This is a genomic window from Mesorhizobium sp. M1312, assembly GCF_040318115.1.
Classification (GTDB): Bacteria; Pseudomonadota; Alphaproteobacteria; order Rhizobiales; family Rhizobiaceae; genus Mesorhizobium.
In genome coordinates, this window is the sequence record NZ_JAMYLQ010000021.1 from 1 (window position 1) to 18,761 (window position 18,761).

Consider the following 18,761-nt stretch of genomic DNA (forward strand, 5'->3'; position numbering starts at 1 on the left):
ACGTTGCCGGTGGCGATGGCGCCCTCGGCCACGCTGTTGGTGTCGGCGTTCGCCGTCGGCACGTCGTCGACGACGTCGATGGTGAGTGTATCGTTGGCGCTCTGCCCGTCCTGGTCGGTCAGCACCACTGCAAAGTTCTCGAACAGGCTGTTCTCACCGAGGGCGGTGGGATGTGCCTCGTTGTCGAGGAGCGTGTAGGTGTAGCTCACCTGACCTGTCGCGGCATCGTAGGCCGTCACAGCCAGCGTGTTGCCCTCCGGCGTCGTGAACGAGCCCGCCGTGAACACGCCATTGGTGATGAAGGCCTGACCACCAATCGTCAGCGAGGCAATGCCGTCGGGCGAGGAGATGGTGAAGGTGCCCGTACCGGTCTCGGCCGTGCTTGACGGGTTCGACCCGGGCCCGCCCGGCGTCCCGACATTTAACGCCTCTTCATTCACCGTCACGTCGCCGCCACGGGCCTCGGGCGTCAGGTCGCTGATCACCGGCGGTGCATCGCCGATCGAGATTGTCAGTGTCGTGTGCGACAGGTCGCCGTCGCCATCCTTGATGGTGTAGGTGAACACGTCGTCGACGCCGCCGGGCGTGCCGGCATCGCGCGCATAGCTGTAGGTGCCGTCCGCGTTCAGCGTCAGCTTGCCGTAAGTCCCCTGGATCTGCACGCCAAGCGTACCAGCGTCGTCCAGATCGGAATTCGTCGTGCCGCCCGTGACGCCGACCACGGTCGCACCATCGGCGCCCTGCGTGTCGGCCGCCCCGTCAGTCACGTTGACGTCAAGGCCGTCTGTCCCGCCAGCAAGCACATTACCCGTCGCGGGGCCGAACTGACCCGCCGCGATGCTGTCCGTGTCGGCAATCGCCGTCGGCGCGTCGTCGACGATGTTGATGGCCAGGTTGCCTGGCGCTGCCGGATCGCCGTCGGCGTCCGTCACCGCGACCGGGAGGTTTACGCTGGTGGTGTCTCCGGAGGTGTTGTCGATGAGAGTATAGGAATAGCTGATCGTGCCGAGGCCGGTCGCGGGATCATAGACATAGCTCGCTGTCAGCGAGCCGGTCGCGTCGGTGAAGGTCTGGGGCACACCGGTCAGCACATGGCCGCCCAGCGAGACTTCCGACACGCCGTCCGGCGAACTGAAGCCGATCGTGCCGGAGGTCGTCTCCGAGGTCGCAGGCTCGTTCGAGCCTTGTGACTCGCCGCTGCGTGCCGGCAGGCCAGCCTCATAGACCGTGGTCGAGGCCACAGGATCAATCGAAGGGGTAGAGTCTTTCTCCCTGACGCCAATCGTCAGTTCCCGCGGCTCCAAACGGCCAAACTGCAAGGCCGTCGGCGGCAGCAACGCCGACAGATCGAATCCATTGCCGATCCCGCCGACCGGAACCGCGAAGTTTCCGCCGGCGCTGCCTGGCGTCCCGTTTCCCGGCCCCGCCGAGATCGAGCCGTCGGCGCCGAAGGCAATGTCGACATGGCTAGCTTCAAGCGCCGCCAGCAAGGCGACGCGCGGCACCTCAATGTCGCCGAGAATAAAGGTCGGCACGTTCAGGGCACCGTCCTTGATGACGACCACCGAGCCGTCTGGCTGTTCGAGCAGAAGGTGGCGGCCATCGACTCGGATATTGTCGATGGCGACGTTGGCCGGAAATCTCACGGTGTTGCTGGCGTCGGCTACATATTCATGCGGCGCCGCAGCCGCTGGTGCATTGGCCGCTGCCGGCGCTTCCGTTTGCACTGGTGCGCCGTTGCCCACATCCGCCGGCACCGGCTCGGCTGCTGCCGGTTGCTCGGTCGAGTCTGCTTGCGCGACCTGGATTCCTGCCGCCGATGCCAGGGCGCTGTGTTCATTAGAAGCAGAATGTTCGTCCGAAGAACCTGAAACATTGTCCAATTCGGTAATTGTCGCCATAGCTGAAACCCCTCCGGTATTTCTCTGGAAGAGACAGCGGTCACCTCGGCTTTGCAACAGTCTCGTAATCTATTCCATATATCCTAATATGCATCTGCCACTATTTTTTACGCATGGTAAACCACATTTATATAACCCAATATATGTTGGGGCCGCAAGCCGATTTGTTGGCAACGCTTACGACAATGACGCGAAACAATAAGCATAAATATATATAAAATTTTGTACAAAACAGACGAAGCCCTTTGCGACAATGTTATCTACCTTCCTTTCCAATAATTTGAGACAAGATTGGTAGCGTCCACAGTCAAAGGTGGGCGTTATGAAAAAAGAAAAGGCTGGCCTGGCAACCGGGCTCAAAATGCTTTTGCTGGCGGTCGGCCTTGTCGGCCTGTCGCAGCCAGCACTCGCGAATGCCATTGTGGCGGATGTCGCTGCGGGCGGCGCGCTGGAAAAGGTGCAGGCGCCGCCATGCCTCGGCGGCGTTTCGCTGGCGAGATTTCAGCCTTGGCGGCCTGCTGGAACTTACCGCACAGATGTGTTTCCCGGCAGCTACGGGCCAGCTGTTGCTTATAACGGGGAGGCTCTTTCGACGTCGCGAGGCGATGCCGGCATAGATCCTGTGCAGACGGCGGCGATAATCCCCGGTGTGTTCGGATCGGTTGCCTTGTCCATGCGCAACTCTCCCGTCTCGGCGCGCTGGGCACCTGTCTACAGGGCCATCGCCGGCTGCTCTGCAAGCAGTGCGTGCGAGCGCAAGAGCGCTGCTTTTGCCGAGATCGTTAACGCTGTCAAAGACCGGCGATTCAGCGACAAGCTGTCCTTCGTCAACAGCAGCATAAACCGTGCAATTGCCTACAAGAAAGACAGTGCAGTTTACAGCAGGCTCGACTATTGGGCGAAGCCTTCGGAAATCCTCGAGCGGCGGGCTGGCGACTGTGAGGATTTTGCCATCCTCAAGATGGCGGCTCTGCTGCGGGCCGGCATCCCGGCGCAGAGCATGTCGCTCGTTGTTCTCCAGGATCGCCGCAGAAAATTCTTTCATGCCGTGCTGTCGGTGAGTACGGGTAGCGGCACATTCATCCTCGACAGTCTCAACAACACTGTTTTGAAAGACAGCGATCTCCCTGACTATCTGCCGCTGTATTCCTTCAGCACTGACCGGGCGTGGATCCATGGCGCAAAACCAGGAGGCGCGCAAATAGCAGACATCAAAGGCGCTTTCCCAACGGTTGCTCCTGGCGAAGGTTCGGAGCCGGATATATTCCACTGAAAATTACGCGAAGCATCGTCACCCAGGATTGAGCTGCACTGCCTGGAGCGGCAGCTCTAAAGCGCGTCGCATTTGAACGGATTCATGCGACGCGCTTTAAGTTCTTGTTTTTACGCATGTCGTTATCGCAAAACCGCTGCGCACCCTCGGGTCAAGCCCCGGGTCAAGCCCAAGGGCAAGCTTTTGCGCGACATGCATCAGCCGTTGACGAACGCCATCAGCAGCTCCATTTCGGGTACGGGCGCCCGCACTGCATTCAATTGACCTCGATACCGACGTTCGCCGGCGCCGATGACGAAGCCGCTGGCGATCGGAACTTCGCCATTGGCATCGAGTCGGGCAAAAATGTCAGCGACATTGAGATCCAGCGCCAGCTTGAGATCTTGTCGGGCATCATTGTTTGGTCCGGTCGGCAACTGACGCTTGACCAGTTGCTGGAACGGAGCATTGAAAGTCAGGATCTTCTTCGATGACGCCAAGGCAAAAGCGGGCGAGGGGCAGGCAACCAATATGGCATTGATCGTTCTGATCGATGCAAGCTTTCGTAGGATCAGGTTTTCATCCGCCAGCCCGAGTATGCAGGCCACCCGTATCGCCGACGTCAGATTACCAGTCTTGGTTTGATTTTTGGCGATCTCGTCGATCAGCATGCCGATCGTGCATTTCCTATTTTCAGCCATCTGCTTCAGCGACATCCAGAAAGCCTTTTCCAGACGAATGCCGCGGCGTATGCCGCCACGCGCGACAACCCGGAACTCCAGCCCGAAATCCTCTCTGGTGATCGGCAGAAGCAACCGATCATCGGTGGTGGGAGGAGAGTTGGCGCTAGCGCTCACTCATGGCCTCCTGACGCGCCTTGTTGATCGGCTTCAAAAGGTAACTGAGGATCGTCTTGCGTCCTGTCTTGATGTCGACTGAACAGATCATGCCGGGGATGATCGAATAGGCCTTGCCGTCCCTTTCGAGGGTCGACTTGTCCGTCGCGACACGCACCTGGTAAAAGGGCTCACCCGTTTTCTCGTCGACCAGGCTGTCGGCGGTGATGTTGGAGACCTTGCCTTCGATGCCGCCGAAGATCGAGAAGTCATAAGCGGTGACTTTTATCAGCGCCTCCTGGTCGGGACGAATGAAAGCGACATCGCGTGGCGAGACGCGCGCTTCGATCAGCAAGGTTTCGGAGGTGGGCACGATGCCTGCCACAACCGAGCCAGGCTGCACGAAGGCGCCAACCGTGTTTAGCTCCAGTGTATTGACGATGCCGTCCACCGGCGAACGGATATCGGTGCGCGCTACCTTGTCGGTGGCCCCACGAATGGTTTCGTCCACGACCGAAAGCTCTGCCAGCGCCTGCGTCAGTTCATCCAGTGCTTCCTGCTGCAGCTGGAGGCCAAGCTCCTCGACCTGGAGTTGGGCTTCGGTGATCGTTGACCTGATCTTCTTGACTGTCTCGCCGGACAGGTTCAGCTGACCATTGAGTTCGGTCTGCTCCCGTTCAACCCGGATTTGCTCTGTCCTGGCCATCAGCCCCTTTTTGACCATTGATCCAACCAGTTTTGCCTCTTGGTCACTAACGGCCAGATTCCTGGTGAGGCGGTCGGAATTGGCGGCTGCTTCGTCCAGTTCCTTCTCGCGCTGGTCGAGGCGCGATTTGAGAACCGACAATTTATTGTCGAAGTTTTCGCGCCGGGCTGTGAGAAGCTTTTGTTCATTCTCGCAGATTTGCGGAGCGATCGACTGAATGTCGGCCGGGCACGGAAAAGGCCCTGCGAGATTGCCGCTTTGTTCGTATTTGAGCCTTGCGATCCGCACTTCAAGCGCGCGAGACTTGGCCTGCTGCTCGCCAAGGCTGGACGTATTCAGCGTGTTGTCGAGGCGAATGATCAGGTCGTTTTTCCTGACGACCTGCCCAATCTTGACGGCGATTTCTTGGACGACGCCGGCTTCGCTGGCCTGTATGATTTGGGTCTTGGACGCCGGGATGACCTTGCCGTCGCCGCGTGCGATTTCGTCGACTTCGGCAAAAGCTGCCCAAGCAACAAAAACGACGAAGAGCGCTCCTATGATGAATATGGACGCCGACGCGAAAAGCGGCGGACGATCTTCTTTGGCAAGCATTTCCTTACGCCCCATTATATTGAACTCGCTCAATATAATCTATTTTTTATCAGCCACTTTTCTGCAGTGCCTTTACGACCTGTTCCTTTGGCCCGTCTGCAACTATCCTGCCTTGTTCGACAACGATAAGCCGATCCGCCAGCTCAAGCATGCTGTAGCGGTGGGTTGACACGATCAGCGTCGTTTTTTCATCGAAGGCCACTTTGAGCTGTTTGATCAACTGTCTTTCCGAGGCGAGATCCATTGAGCCTGACGGCTCGTCCAGGAAGACGATTTTCGGCTTGGTCAGCAGCAGGCGCGCAATTGCCACCGTCTGTCGCTGCCCCCCCGAGAGATTGGTACCCCGCTCGCCGACATTCATGTCATAGCCGCGCGGGTGGCGAGAGACGAACTCGTCGACGCCGGCGGCCTTTGCGGCGTCGATGATTTCCTCATCGGTCGCCTCGGGGCACGCCATCAGGAGATTTTCCTTGATGGTGCCTGAAAACAGATCGCCGGCCTGGGCGACGATTCCTACCGCAGCGCGAACCTCCGACGGGTGGTATTGGCGGATGTCGATGCCGTCGAGCAAAAGCTCTCCCGAGGTCGGAAGAAAAAGCCTGCCGATCAGGCGACCCATCGTTGTCTTGCCGGACCCTATGCGGCCGATGATGCCGATCCGTTCTCCCGGTTTGACCGAAAAATTGAGGCCGGTCAGAACCTCGTTTTCCGAACCGGGATAGACGAACCCGACATTCCTGAACACCATCGCACCGTTGCGGATGGGGCGGTTGACGAAGCCCACCGTGTCCGGCCGGTCTTCCGGTTGAGCCATGATCGAATTGACGATTCTCAACGAGAGCATGGCTTGCCGCAGTCTCGAAAGCGTGATGGCGATCTGGCCAAGTGGAGCAACCGCGCGGCTCGCCAGCATGACCGTGCCTATTATTGCTCCCGTAGAAATATGGCCTTCCGAGAAGGCATACGCGCCGGCTACGACCAGGGCGACGGTCACAAGCTGCTGTATGGCCTGGGTGATGTTGCCGGCGGCGGCCGAAAGCTGCTTGATCTTTTCCGACGTATTGGCAGCGTTCTTGGAGTGCTCACCCCATTTCCGCAGCAGATACGCTTCGGCCCGCAGCGATTTGATCGTCTCCAGCGTCGAAATGGATTCGACCAGCAAGGCCTGGCGCTGAGAAGCTTCATTCATCGAGGCGGCGACTCGCTTGCCGATACGTCGCTGCGTAATCAGCCCGACGATGACCGACGCCACGAAGGCCAATGCCGGTATCACCACCAGCCAGCCGCCTATCGCATAGATGACCAGAAGAAAGACGAACACAAAAGCCGTATCGATAAAGACGCTGATGGTATTGGAGGTGAAGAACTCCCTCACGAACTCATATTGGGTCACGCGATTTGCGTATTCACCGGTCGAGCCAGGGCGCGCTGACAGAGACGAGTTGAGGACTTTTTCGAACAGAAGATATGATATTCGCAGATCTGCTTTGCGCCCGGCATAGTCGATGAGAGACGCCCTGGCGGTCTTCAAAAGCAGATCGAACAAAATGACGGCGCCGATGCCGATTGCCAGAACCCACAGCGTTGATGTCGCCTTGTTCGGCAGGATTCTGTCGTAGACGTTCATGGTGAAGATCGGCGAGGCGATGGCCAGCAGATTGATGAATATCGCCGACAGGACCACTTTCGAATAGGTGCGCCAGAAGGCGCCCATCGTTCCCGTCAGCCAGTGACGCCTTTCTATCTTCGCCGCCGAACCGACCTTCATTCCTTCGGCGGCATTGGCATAGGTTATCGAAAAGGATACGCCGCCACTGATGAAACCGGCGGCAAGCTCGGCTTTGGCGATGATCGTGCGGCCATCTTCCTGCGGGGCGGTCGCATATGCGCCGTCTTGCATCTCCGCCAGCAGGGCAACAGGCAACTGGCTGACGCGAAAGAGAATGGCGGGAAGATCGACACGACCGCGCAGAAAATCCCGGTGGCTGAATTCCTGGACCTCCAGACCGATCCGTTCGGCAAGATGCCTGATGTCCTCCACCTCTATTCGCGTCTCTGAAAGCGGAACCCCGGCGAACAGGACGGTTTCGGCGCTCGGTCTGCCGAGATATCCGGCAACAGCCGAAAAGCAGGCCTTGAATGCCTCTTTAGGGGAGAGGATGTTGGGTTTCTGATTCACGATCTGCCCGCAAGGACTCTCGATCGATCCTTAAACCGAGCTACTTTTTCCTGACCGGGGCGAGGATGTCGAAAGGCAGATCATTTTTCTGTTCCGACGGGGTGCGCGCATAGGTTTCGGTGTCAGCAGTCTCCGGCGTTGCAAACTCGGTCCTGGCATAAGCCGCCGCCTGTTTTGCCGGCTGAAGGTTCATCGTTTTCAGCAACTGCCCGGTCGCCGCCAACAGCCGATACTCGGCGAACAGCGATGCGTAGGAGGCAGTATCCGCCAGCGTTGCTGTGTTGAACCGCGTATTTTGCGCATCAAGCACGTCGAGCAGCGACCGCTGTCCGACCTTGAATTGTTCGCGATAGGAGACGACGAGTTTTGCGCTCTCGGAAGCCTGCAGCCGCAGAGTTTTTGCGAGGTCGGCTTGCCGGAAGCGGCGATCCCATGAGGTGCGGACCGCTTCCTCGATCTCCCGCAAGACCTGATGCAATCCGAGTCGCTGTTCGCTGGTGCGGCGGATCTGTTCTTGTTCGTTGGCCTTGTCGATACCTCCGCGATAGAGGTTCCAGCGCAGCACGAGCCGCGCTTGCAGGTCGCTGGCGTCGCCGTCATCGCCATCAACATCATATCCGGCCCGCGCACGGCCTTCGGCGACAATAGCGGGTCCGAATTTGGCCCGGGCTGCATCCACCAGTGAAGCAGCGGCGTCGATATCGCTGTTGGCCATGTGAACGCGCGGATTGTTCTCGCGCGCCAGTCCCAGCGCCTCGTCAAGCGACCTTGGCAGCGCGCCGCCAACACTGCCTGGCCTTGTGGCGTTGGTCAGCGGCTTGCCGACGGTCTTGAAGAATCGTATTTTGGCCTGCTCCAGCTCTTCGGAGGCTTCCTGCAAGCGTGCCTTGGCTGCTAAAAGCCGCTCCTGGGCTTGTTGGCCGTCGGCATCGTTCAGCGCACCACCCGCGATGCCTTGCCGGATATCTCCGAGAATCCCCTGATGGAAGCCCAGGTTCTTTTTCGCCTCTGAAACGATCGAGGCCTGCAGCATGTATTCAAGATAATCCTGGACGACAGAGAGCCCGATGAATTCAGATCGCTCCAGAACTCTGAAAGAAGCCCCATCGACCCGCGACGCCTGATGGTTCAGTTCGGCCCGTCGTGCTCCACTGTCGTAGAGCGTTTGCGATATCACGACACCCGCTTCCGCCGGATAGAGCCCGTCCTCCTCTATGGAGAGCGCTCGTCGGGACGAATTGTCGAGGCGGCGGGCTCCCGCGGATGCCTCGAGATCGATGCTGGGAAGATAGAGCCCTTTCGCTTGACGCAGTTCGAATTCGATTGCTTCGCGGTTTTCGACCGCTTGGCCGATCTCCGGATTGGACTCGACGGCCACGGCCATCGCTTCCTTGAGCGTGAGGGCACTAGCGCTCCCGCAAGCCAGCATCGAAAATGTGAAGAGCAGGCCAAGGCGCTTGCCAATGGCCACTTTGATTGTCGTATTCATGGTCTACCCCACCCACGCTTCTGCCTGGTACTTTTTGTATGGCCAAGCCTTCTCACCGAAGCTTTGACAAGTTATCCGATAAATTCTTCGAATACGTGAGTGTTTATTGATTTAGCACCGGCTTTAAATAGGGTCTGGGCCATAAAGTTTCGGGGATGTAGCAAAAATGGCACATAAACGGGCGGCTCGCCACGGTTGTGGGCTGCGCCGATGATCAATGTTGCTCGCCGCGACTCCTCGGGGGCTTGGCGCAAAAGCGCCTCTGTTCGGGAAGGACGCGCCTTCCATTAAGCTTCGCGCAATCTTTGCAGTCCATTCTGCTTGTCGATTGGCGAGGGAACATGACGCGCAAGCCGCTACTGCTTTTTGCCTTCCCGGCTCTCATTCTTCTCATTCTTGCAGGCGGGCGAGCAGCGACGTTCCTGCTGGGAACCTATCCGGCCAGCCCCACCCTGTGGCGGATCTGGCTTGAACTGCGCCCATTGTCGTTGATGTTCTGGCAGCAGGTCGACCTCTATCTCAGCGGTTCAATGGCCCCTGATGCCGCCATCCTGACCGCCGCATCGATCCTCTGCTGGATGGCTTGCCGGACGCGAAAATCGGCCGCGTTCTTCTTCCTTGCCAACCACGCCGCTCTGCTTTTCGCCGGGTTGATGATGGCTTCCAGCAGCCATTCTGAAACAGCGAGCACGATTGCGGCATTCACCGCGCCGAGCGGTCATCCGTTCTCGCTGATCCTCGATTTCACATGGCAAAACAGCCTGGTGCTGTTTCTGGGCACTGCAGCCTGCGCCTACTGTCATGTTGCGTTTCTCGGCGAAGCGCGACAGCGTTCCCGGGCGCTCGCCATACGGCTTATTGCTGTGCAGCGGGATCTCTAATGCATGTCGCGCAAAAGTGCGCAGCGGTTTTGCGATAACGACATGCATAAGAACAGGAACTTAAAGCGCGTCGCATGAATCCATTCAAACGCGACGCGATTTAGGACCCAGGGCACGCCGTGGTTTTCACGAAATGGGCCTTCACGTAGCCGTCCAGGCTGACTGACGGCAAGGGATAGTAGGTGACCGGGCACCATTGCCGCTTTCGGTGCGCCCCGGCCGGCCGGCATGGGCCTGTGGCCACGAGGATGCCGTTGTGATCAGAAGCGATTGCGCCCGTAGCCCTGGAGAGGTGGCTTGGCTGCGATCGGATATAGAGAACATCCCAAAAGTCGACATTGACAACACGGTAGCAGGTCGCAGCCGTCGCGCTCCCGATCGGCATTGCCAACAAGACGACGGCAGCTCTGCACAAAGCTGAACGCAAAAACCCGTCTCTCGATGTCTGTCGCTTCTAGTTGATTTTCTTGTAGTGGACCTTGCCGTCAGGCTGCACTATGCGCTGGTAGGACGAGTTTGGAGGAGGGGGCGCCGCCGCGACCCTCTTTTTGGGCGGGCGCGGCGCTTCGATGATACTGGGTTCGGTTGCTTCTTCGAGATCGGCGGCTGCTTCCGCCATGGTGCTGGTCGTGATCACGGAAGGCTCCGCGATGCTCGACATGTCGTCGTCACTGTCCAGGGGCAGCACCTGTTCAAGCCGGGCAATACTGCCTTTGACTTCGTTGAAGCTGCCCTGCAGTTGACTGTCCAGTTTTTCAAACCGGCTTTGGAAGCCGTTGTTGACCGTATCAAGCCGGGCTGCGATCCGTTGCTCGAACGATCCGAGCTGTTCCAACCGCCGTTCGACAAGACGCAGATCGTTGATGCCGCGGTAGAAATAGATCGCGGCCGTTATGTTCACCGCCGTGATCAGCAAGGCGCCGGCGGCGACAACGCCGATCATCCTTGCATTGCTCGGTTTCCCCACTGCAGCTTGCTCTTCAGTGTGGGTTGCCGGCCCAATGTCGATTGCCGGGATATCCGGGTCGCTGATCATCGTCATTGGACCACCACCTTTGCGCCGACCGGGACGCGCTTGAAGAGATCGATCACATCAGTGTTGGTAAGACGGAAACATCCCGATGTTCCGTCGAAGCCGATGCCCTTGGGATCGTTGGTGCCGTGGATGCGGTAGAGCGTGTCGCGCCCGTCCCGCAGCAGATAGAGTGCCCTGGCGCCGAGCGGATTGTAGGGACCGGCGGGCACCATTTCCGGCAGCTCCGGCTGGCGGGCGCGCATTTCCCTGGGCGGGCGCCATTCCGGCCATTCCGTTTTCGCTCCCACCTTGACGATGCCGGTCCAGCCAAAGCCGTCGCGTCCGACGCTGATCTGGTAGCGCAGCGCATGGCCCTGCCGGGTTACCAGATAGAGCGCCTTCTCGTCCTTGCGGATGATGATCGTGCCGGGCTGTTCCACGGTTTGGAGAGCAACCGCCTTGCGCAGGCTGGGGCCCATTGCCGGCAGCGGCGGCCGATCCGACAACGCGGATCGGGCTTGGGCGAATTCTCCTGCCGGCATCCCCACGGCCAGGCCGATGATGCAGGCGCCGGCAAGCCTCGGGACGATGCGGTATCTACCGGGCTGCGACATCGAGCCGCTCTTTGAACATCCGCTTCAGGTCCTTGTTGAAGCGCGCCCGCCCGTCCACTTCGGAAGGCAGGATGGCCCGGTTCAGCGCGTCGGTCAGCAGCGCATTGTCCAGGCCGACCGACTTGATGTGCGGCGCCTTGAAGATCTTCTCGAGTTCGCTGCGCGAAAAGTGGTTGCCGAACCATTTGCGCTTATGCTTGTTGGCGACCAGCGTGATGCTCACCGAATTGCCGCGCAGCTCGCGGATCTTCGTGTAGAGCCGCTTGCCTTGCCGCAGCGAGGCGACGTTGAGCTCGAAGACGATGAAGATCTCGTCGCTCGTCGAAAGCACGGAATTCTGCCAGGGGGTTTCGATATTCGGCAGGTCGATGACGATGTCGTCGAACCGGTAGGCGACGAGGTCCAGCAGCCGGAACACGAAATCGGCGCCCTGCGGCTCAAACGGCAGCTGCGGCCTCTCGAACGAATAGAGGGTCAGGCCGGACGGACGCGAAAGCTTGATGACGTCCATCAGTTCGACATCGAGCCTTTCCGGCTGGCCGATGATGCCGGCCAGGTCGAACTGGTTGAACAGGTTGAGATAGGCGCCGCAATTGGCGCTCTGGAAATCGAGGTCGACGAGGCAGGTCGAAGCCGCACGTTCGGTGGATTTCGACGCAAGGAACTCCGCCGCCGACAGAGCCATCGTCGTGGCGCCGGCGCCGCCGCTGGCGCTGATGAAAGTGATGATGCGGCTCTTGGTGCCCTGGTTGCCGGTGTCGTGGAAGGTGACCGCGTTCAGCAGCTCCTTGGCGTCGAGCGGCTTGTGCAACCAGTCCGAGGCGTTCATGCGAACGAGGATACGCGTCTTTTCGGAGGTCAATTCGTCGGAAACCGCGATCAACGGCACGGTCGCCCACAAGGCGCGCGCCGCGACGATGCCGGGCTCGCCGAGCAGCTCGCCATTGGCCAGGTCGAGGATGACGATGCCCGGCCGCGTCTCAGCGGGCGGGCCCTTGAGGAAGTCAGCCGTCTCGGAGATCCTGACATCGTAGATGGCCAGCGCGTCCAGCCGCGTCGCCACCTCGCGCTTGAATTGCGGATCCGACGAAAACAGCGCCACCTGCTTTCGTTTGGTCGGGAGTACCTTGGTGTTGATGGCGTTCATGGCGATGTACTCCTCAGGTCTTCGCCCGTGACCGTGCTGAGCATCGAGGGCATGGTGATATTCGTAAAACCCATCAACCCTTGCAAAAAGAAAAACTGGAAGTTCACGTTCTGGAGGCTGACTGTTATTGTCGGTACAGGACCGCCCAGCCGGGTCTGGTAGCCAAGCCCTGTAGCCGAGTAGCGGACGACGACGTTCGCCGGCTGCAGATAGGGGTAGAAGTCGCACATGCCGAGACGACTGCCGGCCACGGGACCACATACCCCATCGTCACCTGCATAAATTCTGGTGAAATTTGCTGCTGACCACACGCCGGCGACACAATAGGCGCCTGTGCAGCTGCAGGTCGACGTTGCGCCGTTGCAAACGTAGGAAAAAGAACCCGCGACTACTGGCGCTCCCGGCGTCGTAGTCGGGCCAGCTGTGGAAATCTGCGGCGCGACTGGATCGGAGATGGAGGCCAGCCTTGCGCCGATCTGTACGGCCTTGGTGGCCGAATTCCATTGATAGAAGGCATTGCCGAAATCGACGAAACCGAGAACAAGGGCAAACAGCAGCGTCGCCACGATGGTCATTTCTACCATCGCCGCGCCGTCTTCCGATTTCGCAAAACGCGTGATCATGATCAGAATCGGATCAACCGCTCCTCGTGAGAGCCGGTCAGCGTGATCGGACCGATTCCGATGAACGACAGCATGCCGACGCCGGCATATGGATAGTTGCCGACCGCTCGGACGATACAGACTTGTGCAGTGGTGGAGCGATATTGGGTGACGCCGGCGACGACGGCGTCGCGACAGGAAGCGGGGGCGGCGATGGTCACCGTCGCATTATTGGATGCCCCCCCCGATTTCTCCCAGTCGCTGATGCGCGGACTGCCTGTCATTGCCACATTGCCGAACACCGCGATGTTTGCTGCGATATCGGCGCAGTTGATCGCCGTGAACCCAGGGTAGCTAGTATATAGTTGGCTGTTGCAGCGCGCGGCAAAGCGTGCCGCGTCCGACAGACCGGCCTCCATCAGCAGCTTTTTGTGGATCAGATTGCCGAACTCGAACACACCTGCCGACAAGATCAGCATCAGCGGCGTGATCAGCGTCATTTCGACGAGGACCGCACCACGGCTGTCGCGTCGAAATCTGTCGAGGTGGCGGCATAGCGTTCTGATCATCGCCATCACCGATAAAGCTGGGCTTCGTCGCGAAGGAAGTTGTCGAGTGTTCCCTGGCCGCCGCGACCGGTAATGTCGACAAGTTCAACCATCACCGACGCATCATCCGATGGTGACGCAACCGGTTCAGTGAGGAAGAAGCTGCCGAAGGCTTCGACCGGCAGATTGGTGCTGTGGCCGGACAGGCCGTTGCCCGCAGCTTCGAGTGCAGTGCAGTTCAGGATCGCGCCATAAATCAACCGACGATCGACTGAGGTGACCGGCGGCTGGCAAGCTGCCGACGGCGTTCCGATCTCTCCACCTGTCGATGCGGTGCTCACCAACCCGGCCGATATCTCGTAGCGGTAGACCTCATAGCGCGTCGGCTTGGTCGTATCCCATGACGATGGATAGGAAGCGGAACCGAAGTTGGTGCTCCAATATCCGGAAAAATTCCAATCTCCGTCGCCCATCCTGCCGCCCTGATACGGCGTTGTCGCATCGCGCGGAAGGCCCATCGTTCCGGCTTCGGTGAATGAAAGCTGGTTCATCGCAGCGCATTGATTGACGCTACCTGTGGTCCGTATAGCCCCTTTTCGGACATTGGCGGCTGGGCCGTATTCAGGACTATCGAAGTGGTTACCGTTGGCTCCAATTCCGAAACGAACGTTGAAGGCATCCTGCACCGGGCCGGCGTTCTGACCGGTCTTGGTGGTAACGTTCGCGGAGTTATAGCAGCCAATCGGCCTTGATGTCGCGATCGTCTGAGCCAGCGCTTGAGCACCATTTCCCACACTTGGCGGAGGCTCGAGGAAGCCGAAATTACCTGGACCAGCAGCAGCCCCATTTCCAACTTTCCGCAGTTCGATCAACCGACGATGGACAGCCGGATTGGAAACAGCCTGCTCAAGCGTATAACCCCCGGCATTGTTTGTCCCGTTCACCATCTCATAGGGATTGCACATAAAGACAGGTGTAAAATCGCAGACGCCGGAGGTGAAGCCCGCCACGGCGACTGCCCCGACATTGAAACTGTTGCTGGCGCCGGATGACAAGAAGGAAGCCGGAAAGATCGCGGCAAATCCGACCGGGGTTACCGTGACTTCCACAAAACGGGCAAGTCTGGCGTCGTTCAGTTCGTCGGTGATCACATTGGCGGCCACGATCGGGAGATCGTCGGTGGCCGGCAACGAGCGAAGATAGCGGCGTGTTACTCCGGCGGCGGCTAGCGTTTGAGGGGGGCCGGAGGTCGAGAAGGTATATCGATTGCTTACCAGCGTAGCGATCGCCCTGTCAGCACGGATGATAGCGCCCGACGTCCCATCCAGCTCAGCCGCGCCTGCTAGAGCAAACGCATCCGCCCCCTTCTGAAGATCGTTGTGAAGGTTGTTGACCCGGCTCATATCGATCGCCAGCAGGGAAAAACCGATGATTGCCGGCAGCATGATGCTGACCAGTATCAGCGCTATTCCCCGTTGATCGTGCCAGAACGCGCGAACAATCCGCAGCATGGTCTTACTCTTAGCTCCCCTGACGCCAGTCACTTTGCCTGACGCTGAACCCGCATCCTTCTGTTTAATCCCCGGTGTCGCCGACATTGACCGTTATGGCCGGCGGAGGCGGCGGTGGTGGTGGAAATTTGTAATTCTGGGCAACAGCGGCAGCGCGCGCGCCATCGCCCTCGATCGTTGTGTTCTTCGACGCGGGATTGAGCGGATCGACCGTCTGCAGCAGAGAATTGTATTTCTGCGTGTCGCCGGCAGCCAGTGTTACCGTTTCGTAGCGGTTAAGATAATCGGCGCAGCCAGTCAGCGGGGCGGCACACAGGATGATGATCAACGCGCTATTTCTTGACATAGATCATCTTGTCCTTGGATTTCAGGTCGAGCATGTGGCCGTAGGGGCCGACCACGCCTTGGCCCAGTTCATATTTGCGAACCATGTCCTTGGTCACTTCGAGCTGACCGAGGATGAAGAACTCCGGGTCGTTGGCGGGCCGCGTCTTGTCGAACGGCGTCGCCAGCTGCTCGCCAGGCTTTACCGGCCGCACGATACGCGGCGTTACGATCACGACCAGTTCGGTCTCTTCCTTCTGGTTGCTCGAATTCCGGAACAGCGTCCCGACGATCGGCACCTGGCCGAGCCACGGCACCTGCCTCTGGATCTTGGTGTTCTTGCTGGACAAAAGCCCGCCGACCGCGAAGCTCTGGCCGTCGCGCAACTCGACGACGGTAGACAGCTTGCGGTTGGTGAAGATCGGGTCTCCGGCGGTGGTGAAACCGGTCAAGTCGCTGACTTCCGGCGCCAGCCTGATGTTGATCTTGTCGTCTTCGAGGACGACCGGCGTGAACAGCAGATTGACGCCGAACTGCTTGTATTCGATGCTGATCTCGCCATCACCGTCGTCGACGCGGATAGGTACTTCGCCGCCGGCATTGAAGCTGGCAACCTCACCGGAAAGAGTGGTGAGGTTGGGTTCGGCAAGCGTGCGCACCACGCCCTTGGCCTCGAGCGCCTCAATGATCAGGTCGACCTTGATGTTGCTGTCGATGACGCGGGTGATCAGCGCCGCGAACGGGCTGGTGTTCGAAAGAAGGCCGGTAAGCAGATTGCCCGGCCCCAGCACGACACCATCCTCGTCGACGGCGGCAATTCCGGTTGCGGTTCGGGTCGAGCCGCTGTTGCTTCTGATCGAGACCCCAAGATCGCGGCCGGCATTGCGCTTGGCCTCCAGTACGCGAACTTCCAGGTTAACCTGCTGGCTGTCGTCGACGGTCACTGCGTTTATGATCGCGTCGGGGCCATATTGCTGGGCAACCTGCATGATCGCCGCCAGCGTGGCGCCGTCCTTGACGTGGCCGCCAAGCCTGACCTTGCCGTTGATCGAACCGATATCGATGCGCGACCTGGGCGCCACCTGCCGGATCGCTTGCGCCATGTCGCTCACGTCGACGCCAACCTCGATCTGGATCACGCCAAGTGAGCGCTTGTCTTCTGAAAAGAGGTTGACGGTGGTGGTGCCGGCGCTCTTGCCAATGACATAGAGCGTCCGGTCGGTCATTGGCTGGGCGTCGGCGATCTTTTCGTCGCCGACGACGATGTCGCCAAGCGTGGCGTTCACCTGGATCGTCACCGACTGCGACATGGGCAAGAAAATACGGTGGACGCTGGGGTTCGATACATCGATCCTGCGGTCGGCTGCATGAGCAGCAAGATCGATCGGCAATGACATGACCGAACACGCCAGCGCGGCAGCCGCCAGTGGTCCCCGGAACATACGCATCTAGACTACCCCCCTTGCCGATCCGTTCGGCAATACTCTAGCATTATTTTTGTCGCGGCACGTCGTAAGATTCGAGCTTCACACCCCTGAAGACGCCGATCGTCGCACGCGACGGCGGCTCCGGCTGCACATATTTGACCACTTCCTTAACCACTTCTTGCACGTGGGGTGCTGAGGCCACTGCCGGAACAGGTTTTGCGCTGCTCAACAGGTCGAGCCTGCTTCCTACTCGTTCCACAGCCTGGGTCAGCCCATTGATCTTGTCGTCCGCGCGCTTGCGCTCGACTGCCGCTTCAGCCTCGGCTAGTGCCTGCTTGGCGAGTTCGGCCTGCCTGGCGGCGACATCGTCCGGCGTATCACCAGTCAAGTCTGAAAGCGTAATGCGTTCGATCGTTTCGCCATCGCTGGCGGCGGCTTGGCGAAGCGCCAGCGACAGTTGGCCGGCGTCGGCGGCGAGAGTAAGCTTCTGGGCGTCCCTGGTGCTGACCTCGAGCGTGACCGCCTTCACGACCGTCGGGTTTTCGGTGCTTTCATCGGCGACTTGATCGACGGCGAGCACCTTCATGCTCTGCAAAAGCACGTCGACAAAACTCTGGTCCGCCCCCTGAGCGGTGCGCACCTTGCGCGTCAGCAGCACATCGACCCGGTCGCCCGGAAAGACAAATCCGGCGACGCCGAGCACGTCGTTGACCCTGATAGAAACGGCCTTCATGCCTTCGCCGAGTATCGCCGAAAGTGTGGCGCGTTGGCCGGGGCCAGTGATCTTGGTGGCGAGAACAGGCTCGTTGACACCGATCGCCTGCAATGCCTGCTTGGCGCCTTCTCCCTCCAGCATTTCTTTCGTTGTCTTGAACGCCCCGGTCGGGACCGCACCTGCCGGCCAGGCGACTTCGCGCAGCTTGTCTGCCGTCAGCGTGTCGCCGAACTTCAACGGCATCGCGGCCACCACGACCGTGTCGCGCTGGACATCATCCGTCCGCGCCATTGCACTGCGCTGGCTAGCCAGCCAAATATTGGCGAGCACCACCGCCACCACGCCGAACACGCCGGCGAGAACGATCATGATGACACTGTTTGCGCGCATTTCTTGCCCCACCCGACTGCGTTTGCACAGCTTGCTGTATTATTCTTGATCATCGACGCCGCAGATAGTCGCGGCGTCGATGATCAGCGTCACGATATCACGGCAACGCTCCCGACAGCGTCGTCCACTGGGTGCCGACCCATGCGCCGACGATTATGATCGATGCGATCACAGCTACGGTAATGATGCCGAGCAAGATGGTATATTCGACCATCGCAGCGCCGTTTTCGTCATCGCGGAACTGCCGGGTCCTCGTCATGAGCTTGTTCATGCCAATTCTCCCTTAGAGTCTGAACCCGACGAGACGAGCCAAGGATGAAATCCATACCGTAGCATCCCCCGTCATCTTTAATCGAAACCTTAGTCCATCGACGCCGCAGGTGTCTCCGGCGTCGATGACAGCGTCAAGATATCACGGCAACGCTGCCGACAGCGTCGTCCACCGAGTGCCGACCCAGGCGCCGACGACTATGATCGATGCAATCACAGCTACGGTGATGATGCCGAGCAAAATAGTGTATTCGACCATGGCAGCGCCGTTTTCGTCGTCGCGGAACTGCCGGGTCATCGTCATGAGCTTCTTCATGCCAATTTCTCCCCTTGGAGGTTTGAACCCGACGAGACGAGCCA

General features: G+C 59.4%; 18 protein-coding genes. 2 read left to right on the top strand and 16 right to left on the bottom strand.

Annotated elements, in window-relative coordinates; translation table 11 throughout:
• Nucleotides 1-1,901: Ig-like domain-containing protein (locus tag NKH36_RS22110; protein ID WP_352962183.1), on the bottom strand; the 1,901-nt coding region annotated here is incomplete at its 3' end.
• A 322-nt stretch (nucleotides 1,902-2,223) separates the two neighbouring features.
• Here NKH36_RS22110 and NKH36_RS22115 point away from each other — a divergent pair.
• Nucleotides 2,224-3,174: a transglutaminase-like cysteine peptidase gene (locus tag NKH36_RS22115; RefSeq protein WP_352962180.1), complete on the top strand. Its 951-nt coding sequence runs from the start codon at nucleotides 2,224-2,226 to the stop codon at nucleotides 3,172-3,174.
• Between the two features lie 197 nt (nucleotides 3,175-3,371).
• On the opposite strand, the gene NKH36_RS22120 is transcribed toward NKH36_RS22115, so the two are convergent.
• The 4 genes from NKH36_RS22120 to NKH36_RS22135 are packed head-to-tail and all read right to left on the bottom strand — an operon-like array spanning nucleotide 3,372 to nucleotide 8,957.
• Entirely contained in the window at nucleotides 3,372-4,010 is a 639-nt protein-coding gene (locus NKH36_RS22120; protein ID WP_352962178.1) for a ribbon-helix-helix domain-containing protein, read from the bottom strand.
• Nucleotides 4,000-5,289: an HlyD family type I secretion periplasmic adaptor subunit gene (locus NKH36_RS22125; RefSeq protein ID WP_352962175.1), complete on the bottom strand. Its 1,290-nt coding sequence runs from the start codon at nucleotides 5,287-5,289 to the stop codon at nucleotides 4,000-4,002. Before NKH36_RS22125 ends, NKH36_RS22120 begins: the two co-directional genes overlap by 11 nt.
• 49 nt (nucleotides 5,290-5,338) lie before the next feature.
• Nucleotides 5,339-7,468 carry a type I secretion system permease/ATPase gene (locus NKH36_RS22130; RefSeq protein WP_352962172.1) on the bottom strand — a complete coding sequence of 710 codons (2,130 nt, stop codon included), beginning with the start codon at nucleotides 7,466-7,468 and terminating at the stop codon, nucleotides 5,339-5,341.
• A 40-nt stretch (nucleotides 7,469-7,508) separates the two neighbouring features.
• On the bottom strand, nucleotides 7,509-8,957 hold the full coding sequence (locus NKH36_RS22135; protein WP_352962169.1) for a TolC family protein: 1,449 nt from the start codon (nucleotides 8,955-8,957) through the stop codon (nucleotides 7,509-7,511).
• A 341-nt stretch (nucleotides 8,958-9,298) separates the two neighbouring features.
• Between NKH36_RS22135 and NKH36_RS22140 the strand changes: the two genes are divergently transcribed.
• Nucleotides 9,299-9,838, top strand: a complete 540-nt coding sequence (locus NKH36_RS22140) for a hypothetical protein (protein ID WP_352962166.1) — start codon at nucleotides 9,299-9,301, stop codon at nucleotides 9,836-9,838.
• A 454-nt stretch (nucleotides 9,839-10,292) separates the two neighbouring features.
• On the opposite strand, the gene NKH36_RS22145 is transcribed toward NKH36_RS22140, so the two are convergent.
• From NKH36_RS22145 to NKH36_RS22195, 11 genes are all read right to left on the bottom strand, one after another.
• Complete coding sequence (locus tag NKH36_RS22145; RefSeq protein ID WP_352962164.1) at nucleotides 10,293-10,880, bottom strand: hypothetical protein; 588 nt, start codon at nucleotides 10,878-10,880, stop codon at nucleotides 10,293-10,295.
• Entirely contained in the window at nucleotides 10,877-11,467 is a 591-nt protein-coding gene (locus NKH36_RS22150) for a L,D-transpeptidase (protein ID WP_352962161.1), read from the bottom strand. The genes NKH36_RS22145 and NKH36_RS22150 overlap by 4 nt, the downstream gene beginning before the upstream one ends.
• Nucleotides 11,451-12,614, bottom strand: coding sequence for a CpaE/TadZ family protein (locus tag NKH36_RS22155; RefSeq protein WP_352962158.1), 1,164 nt, complete (start codon nucleotides 12,612-12,614; stop codon nucleotides 11,451-11,453). The genes NKH36_RS22150 and NKH36_RS22155 overlap by 17 nt, the downstream gene beginning before the upstream one ends.
• A complete protein-coding gene (locus tag NKH36_RS22160) occupies nucleotides 12,611-13,237 on the bottom strand; it encodes a TadE/TadG family type IV pilus assembly protein (protein WP_352962156.1) in 627 nt (208 codons plus the stop codon). The genes NKH36_RS22155 and NKH36_RS22160 overlap by 4 nt, the downstream gene beginning before the upstream one ends.
• Nucleotides 13,238-13,239: 2 nt before the next feature.
• The gene (locus tag NKH36_RS22165; RefSeq protein WP_352964551.1) at nucleotides 13,240-13,791 is read right to left on the bottom strand and encodes a TadE/TadG family type IV pilus assembly protein; all 552 of its coding nucleotides are present in this window, start codon (nucleotides 13,789-13,791) and stop codon (nucleotides 13,240-13,242) included.
• Nucleotides 13,791-15,275 (bottom strand): TadE/TadG family type IV pilus assembly protein, encoded by a 1,485-nt coding sequence (locus NKH36_RS22170; RefSeq protein WP_352962153.1) that lies wholly within the window; start codon nucleotides 15,273-15,275, stop codon nucleotides 13,791-13,793. Before NKH36_RS22170 ends, NKH36_RS22165 begins: the two co-directional genes overlap by 1 nt.
• A 64-nt stretch (nucleotides 15,276-15,339) precedes the next feature.
• Nucleotides 15,340-15,621 (bottom strand): hypothetical protein, encoded by a 282-nt coding sequence (locus NKH36_RS22175; RefSeq protein ID WP_352962151.1) that lies wholly within the window; start codon nucleotides 15,619-15,621, stop codon nucleotides 15,340-15,342.
• The gene (locus NKH36_RS22180) at nucleotides 15,608-17,047 is read right to left on the bottom strand and encodes a type II and III secretion system protein family protein (protein WP_352962149.1); all 1,440 of its coding nucleotides are present in this window, start codon (nucleotides 17,045-17,047) and stop codon (nucleotides 15,608-15,610) included. Before NKH36_RS22180 ends, NKH36_RS22175 begins: the two co-directional genes overlap by 14 nt.
• Nucleotides 17,048-17,090: 43 nt before the next feature.
• The gene (gene cpaB, locus NKH36_RS22185) at nucleotides 17,091-18,131 is read right to left on the bottom strand and encodes a Flp pilus assembly protein CpaB (protein ID WP_352962147.1); all 1,041 of its coding nucleotides are present in this window, start codon (nucleotides 18,129-18,131) and stop codon (nucleotides 17,091-17,093) included.
• Nucleotides 18,132-18,228: 97 nt separating this feature from the next.
• Entirely contained in the window at nucleotides 18,229-18,402 is a 174-nt protein-coding gene (locus tag NKH36_RS22190) for a Flp family type IVb pilin (RefSeq protein WP_352953115.1), read from the bottom strand.
• Nucleotides 18,403-18,543: 141 nt separating this feature from the next.
• Complete coding sequence (locus NKH36_RS22195; RefSeq protein WP_352953116.1) at nucleotides 18,544-18,717, bottom strand: Flp family type IVb pilin; 174 nt, start codon at nucleotides 18,715-18,717, stop codon at nucleotides 18,544-18,546.
• Nucleotides 18,718-18,761 lie beyond the last annotated feature (44 nt).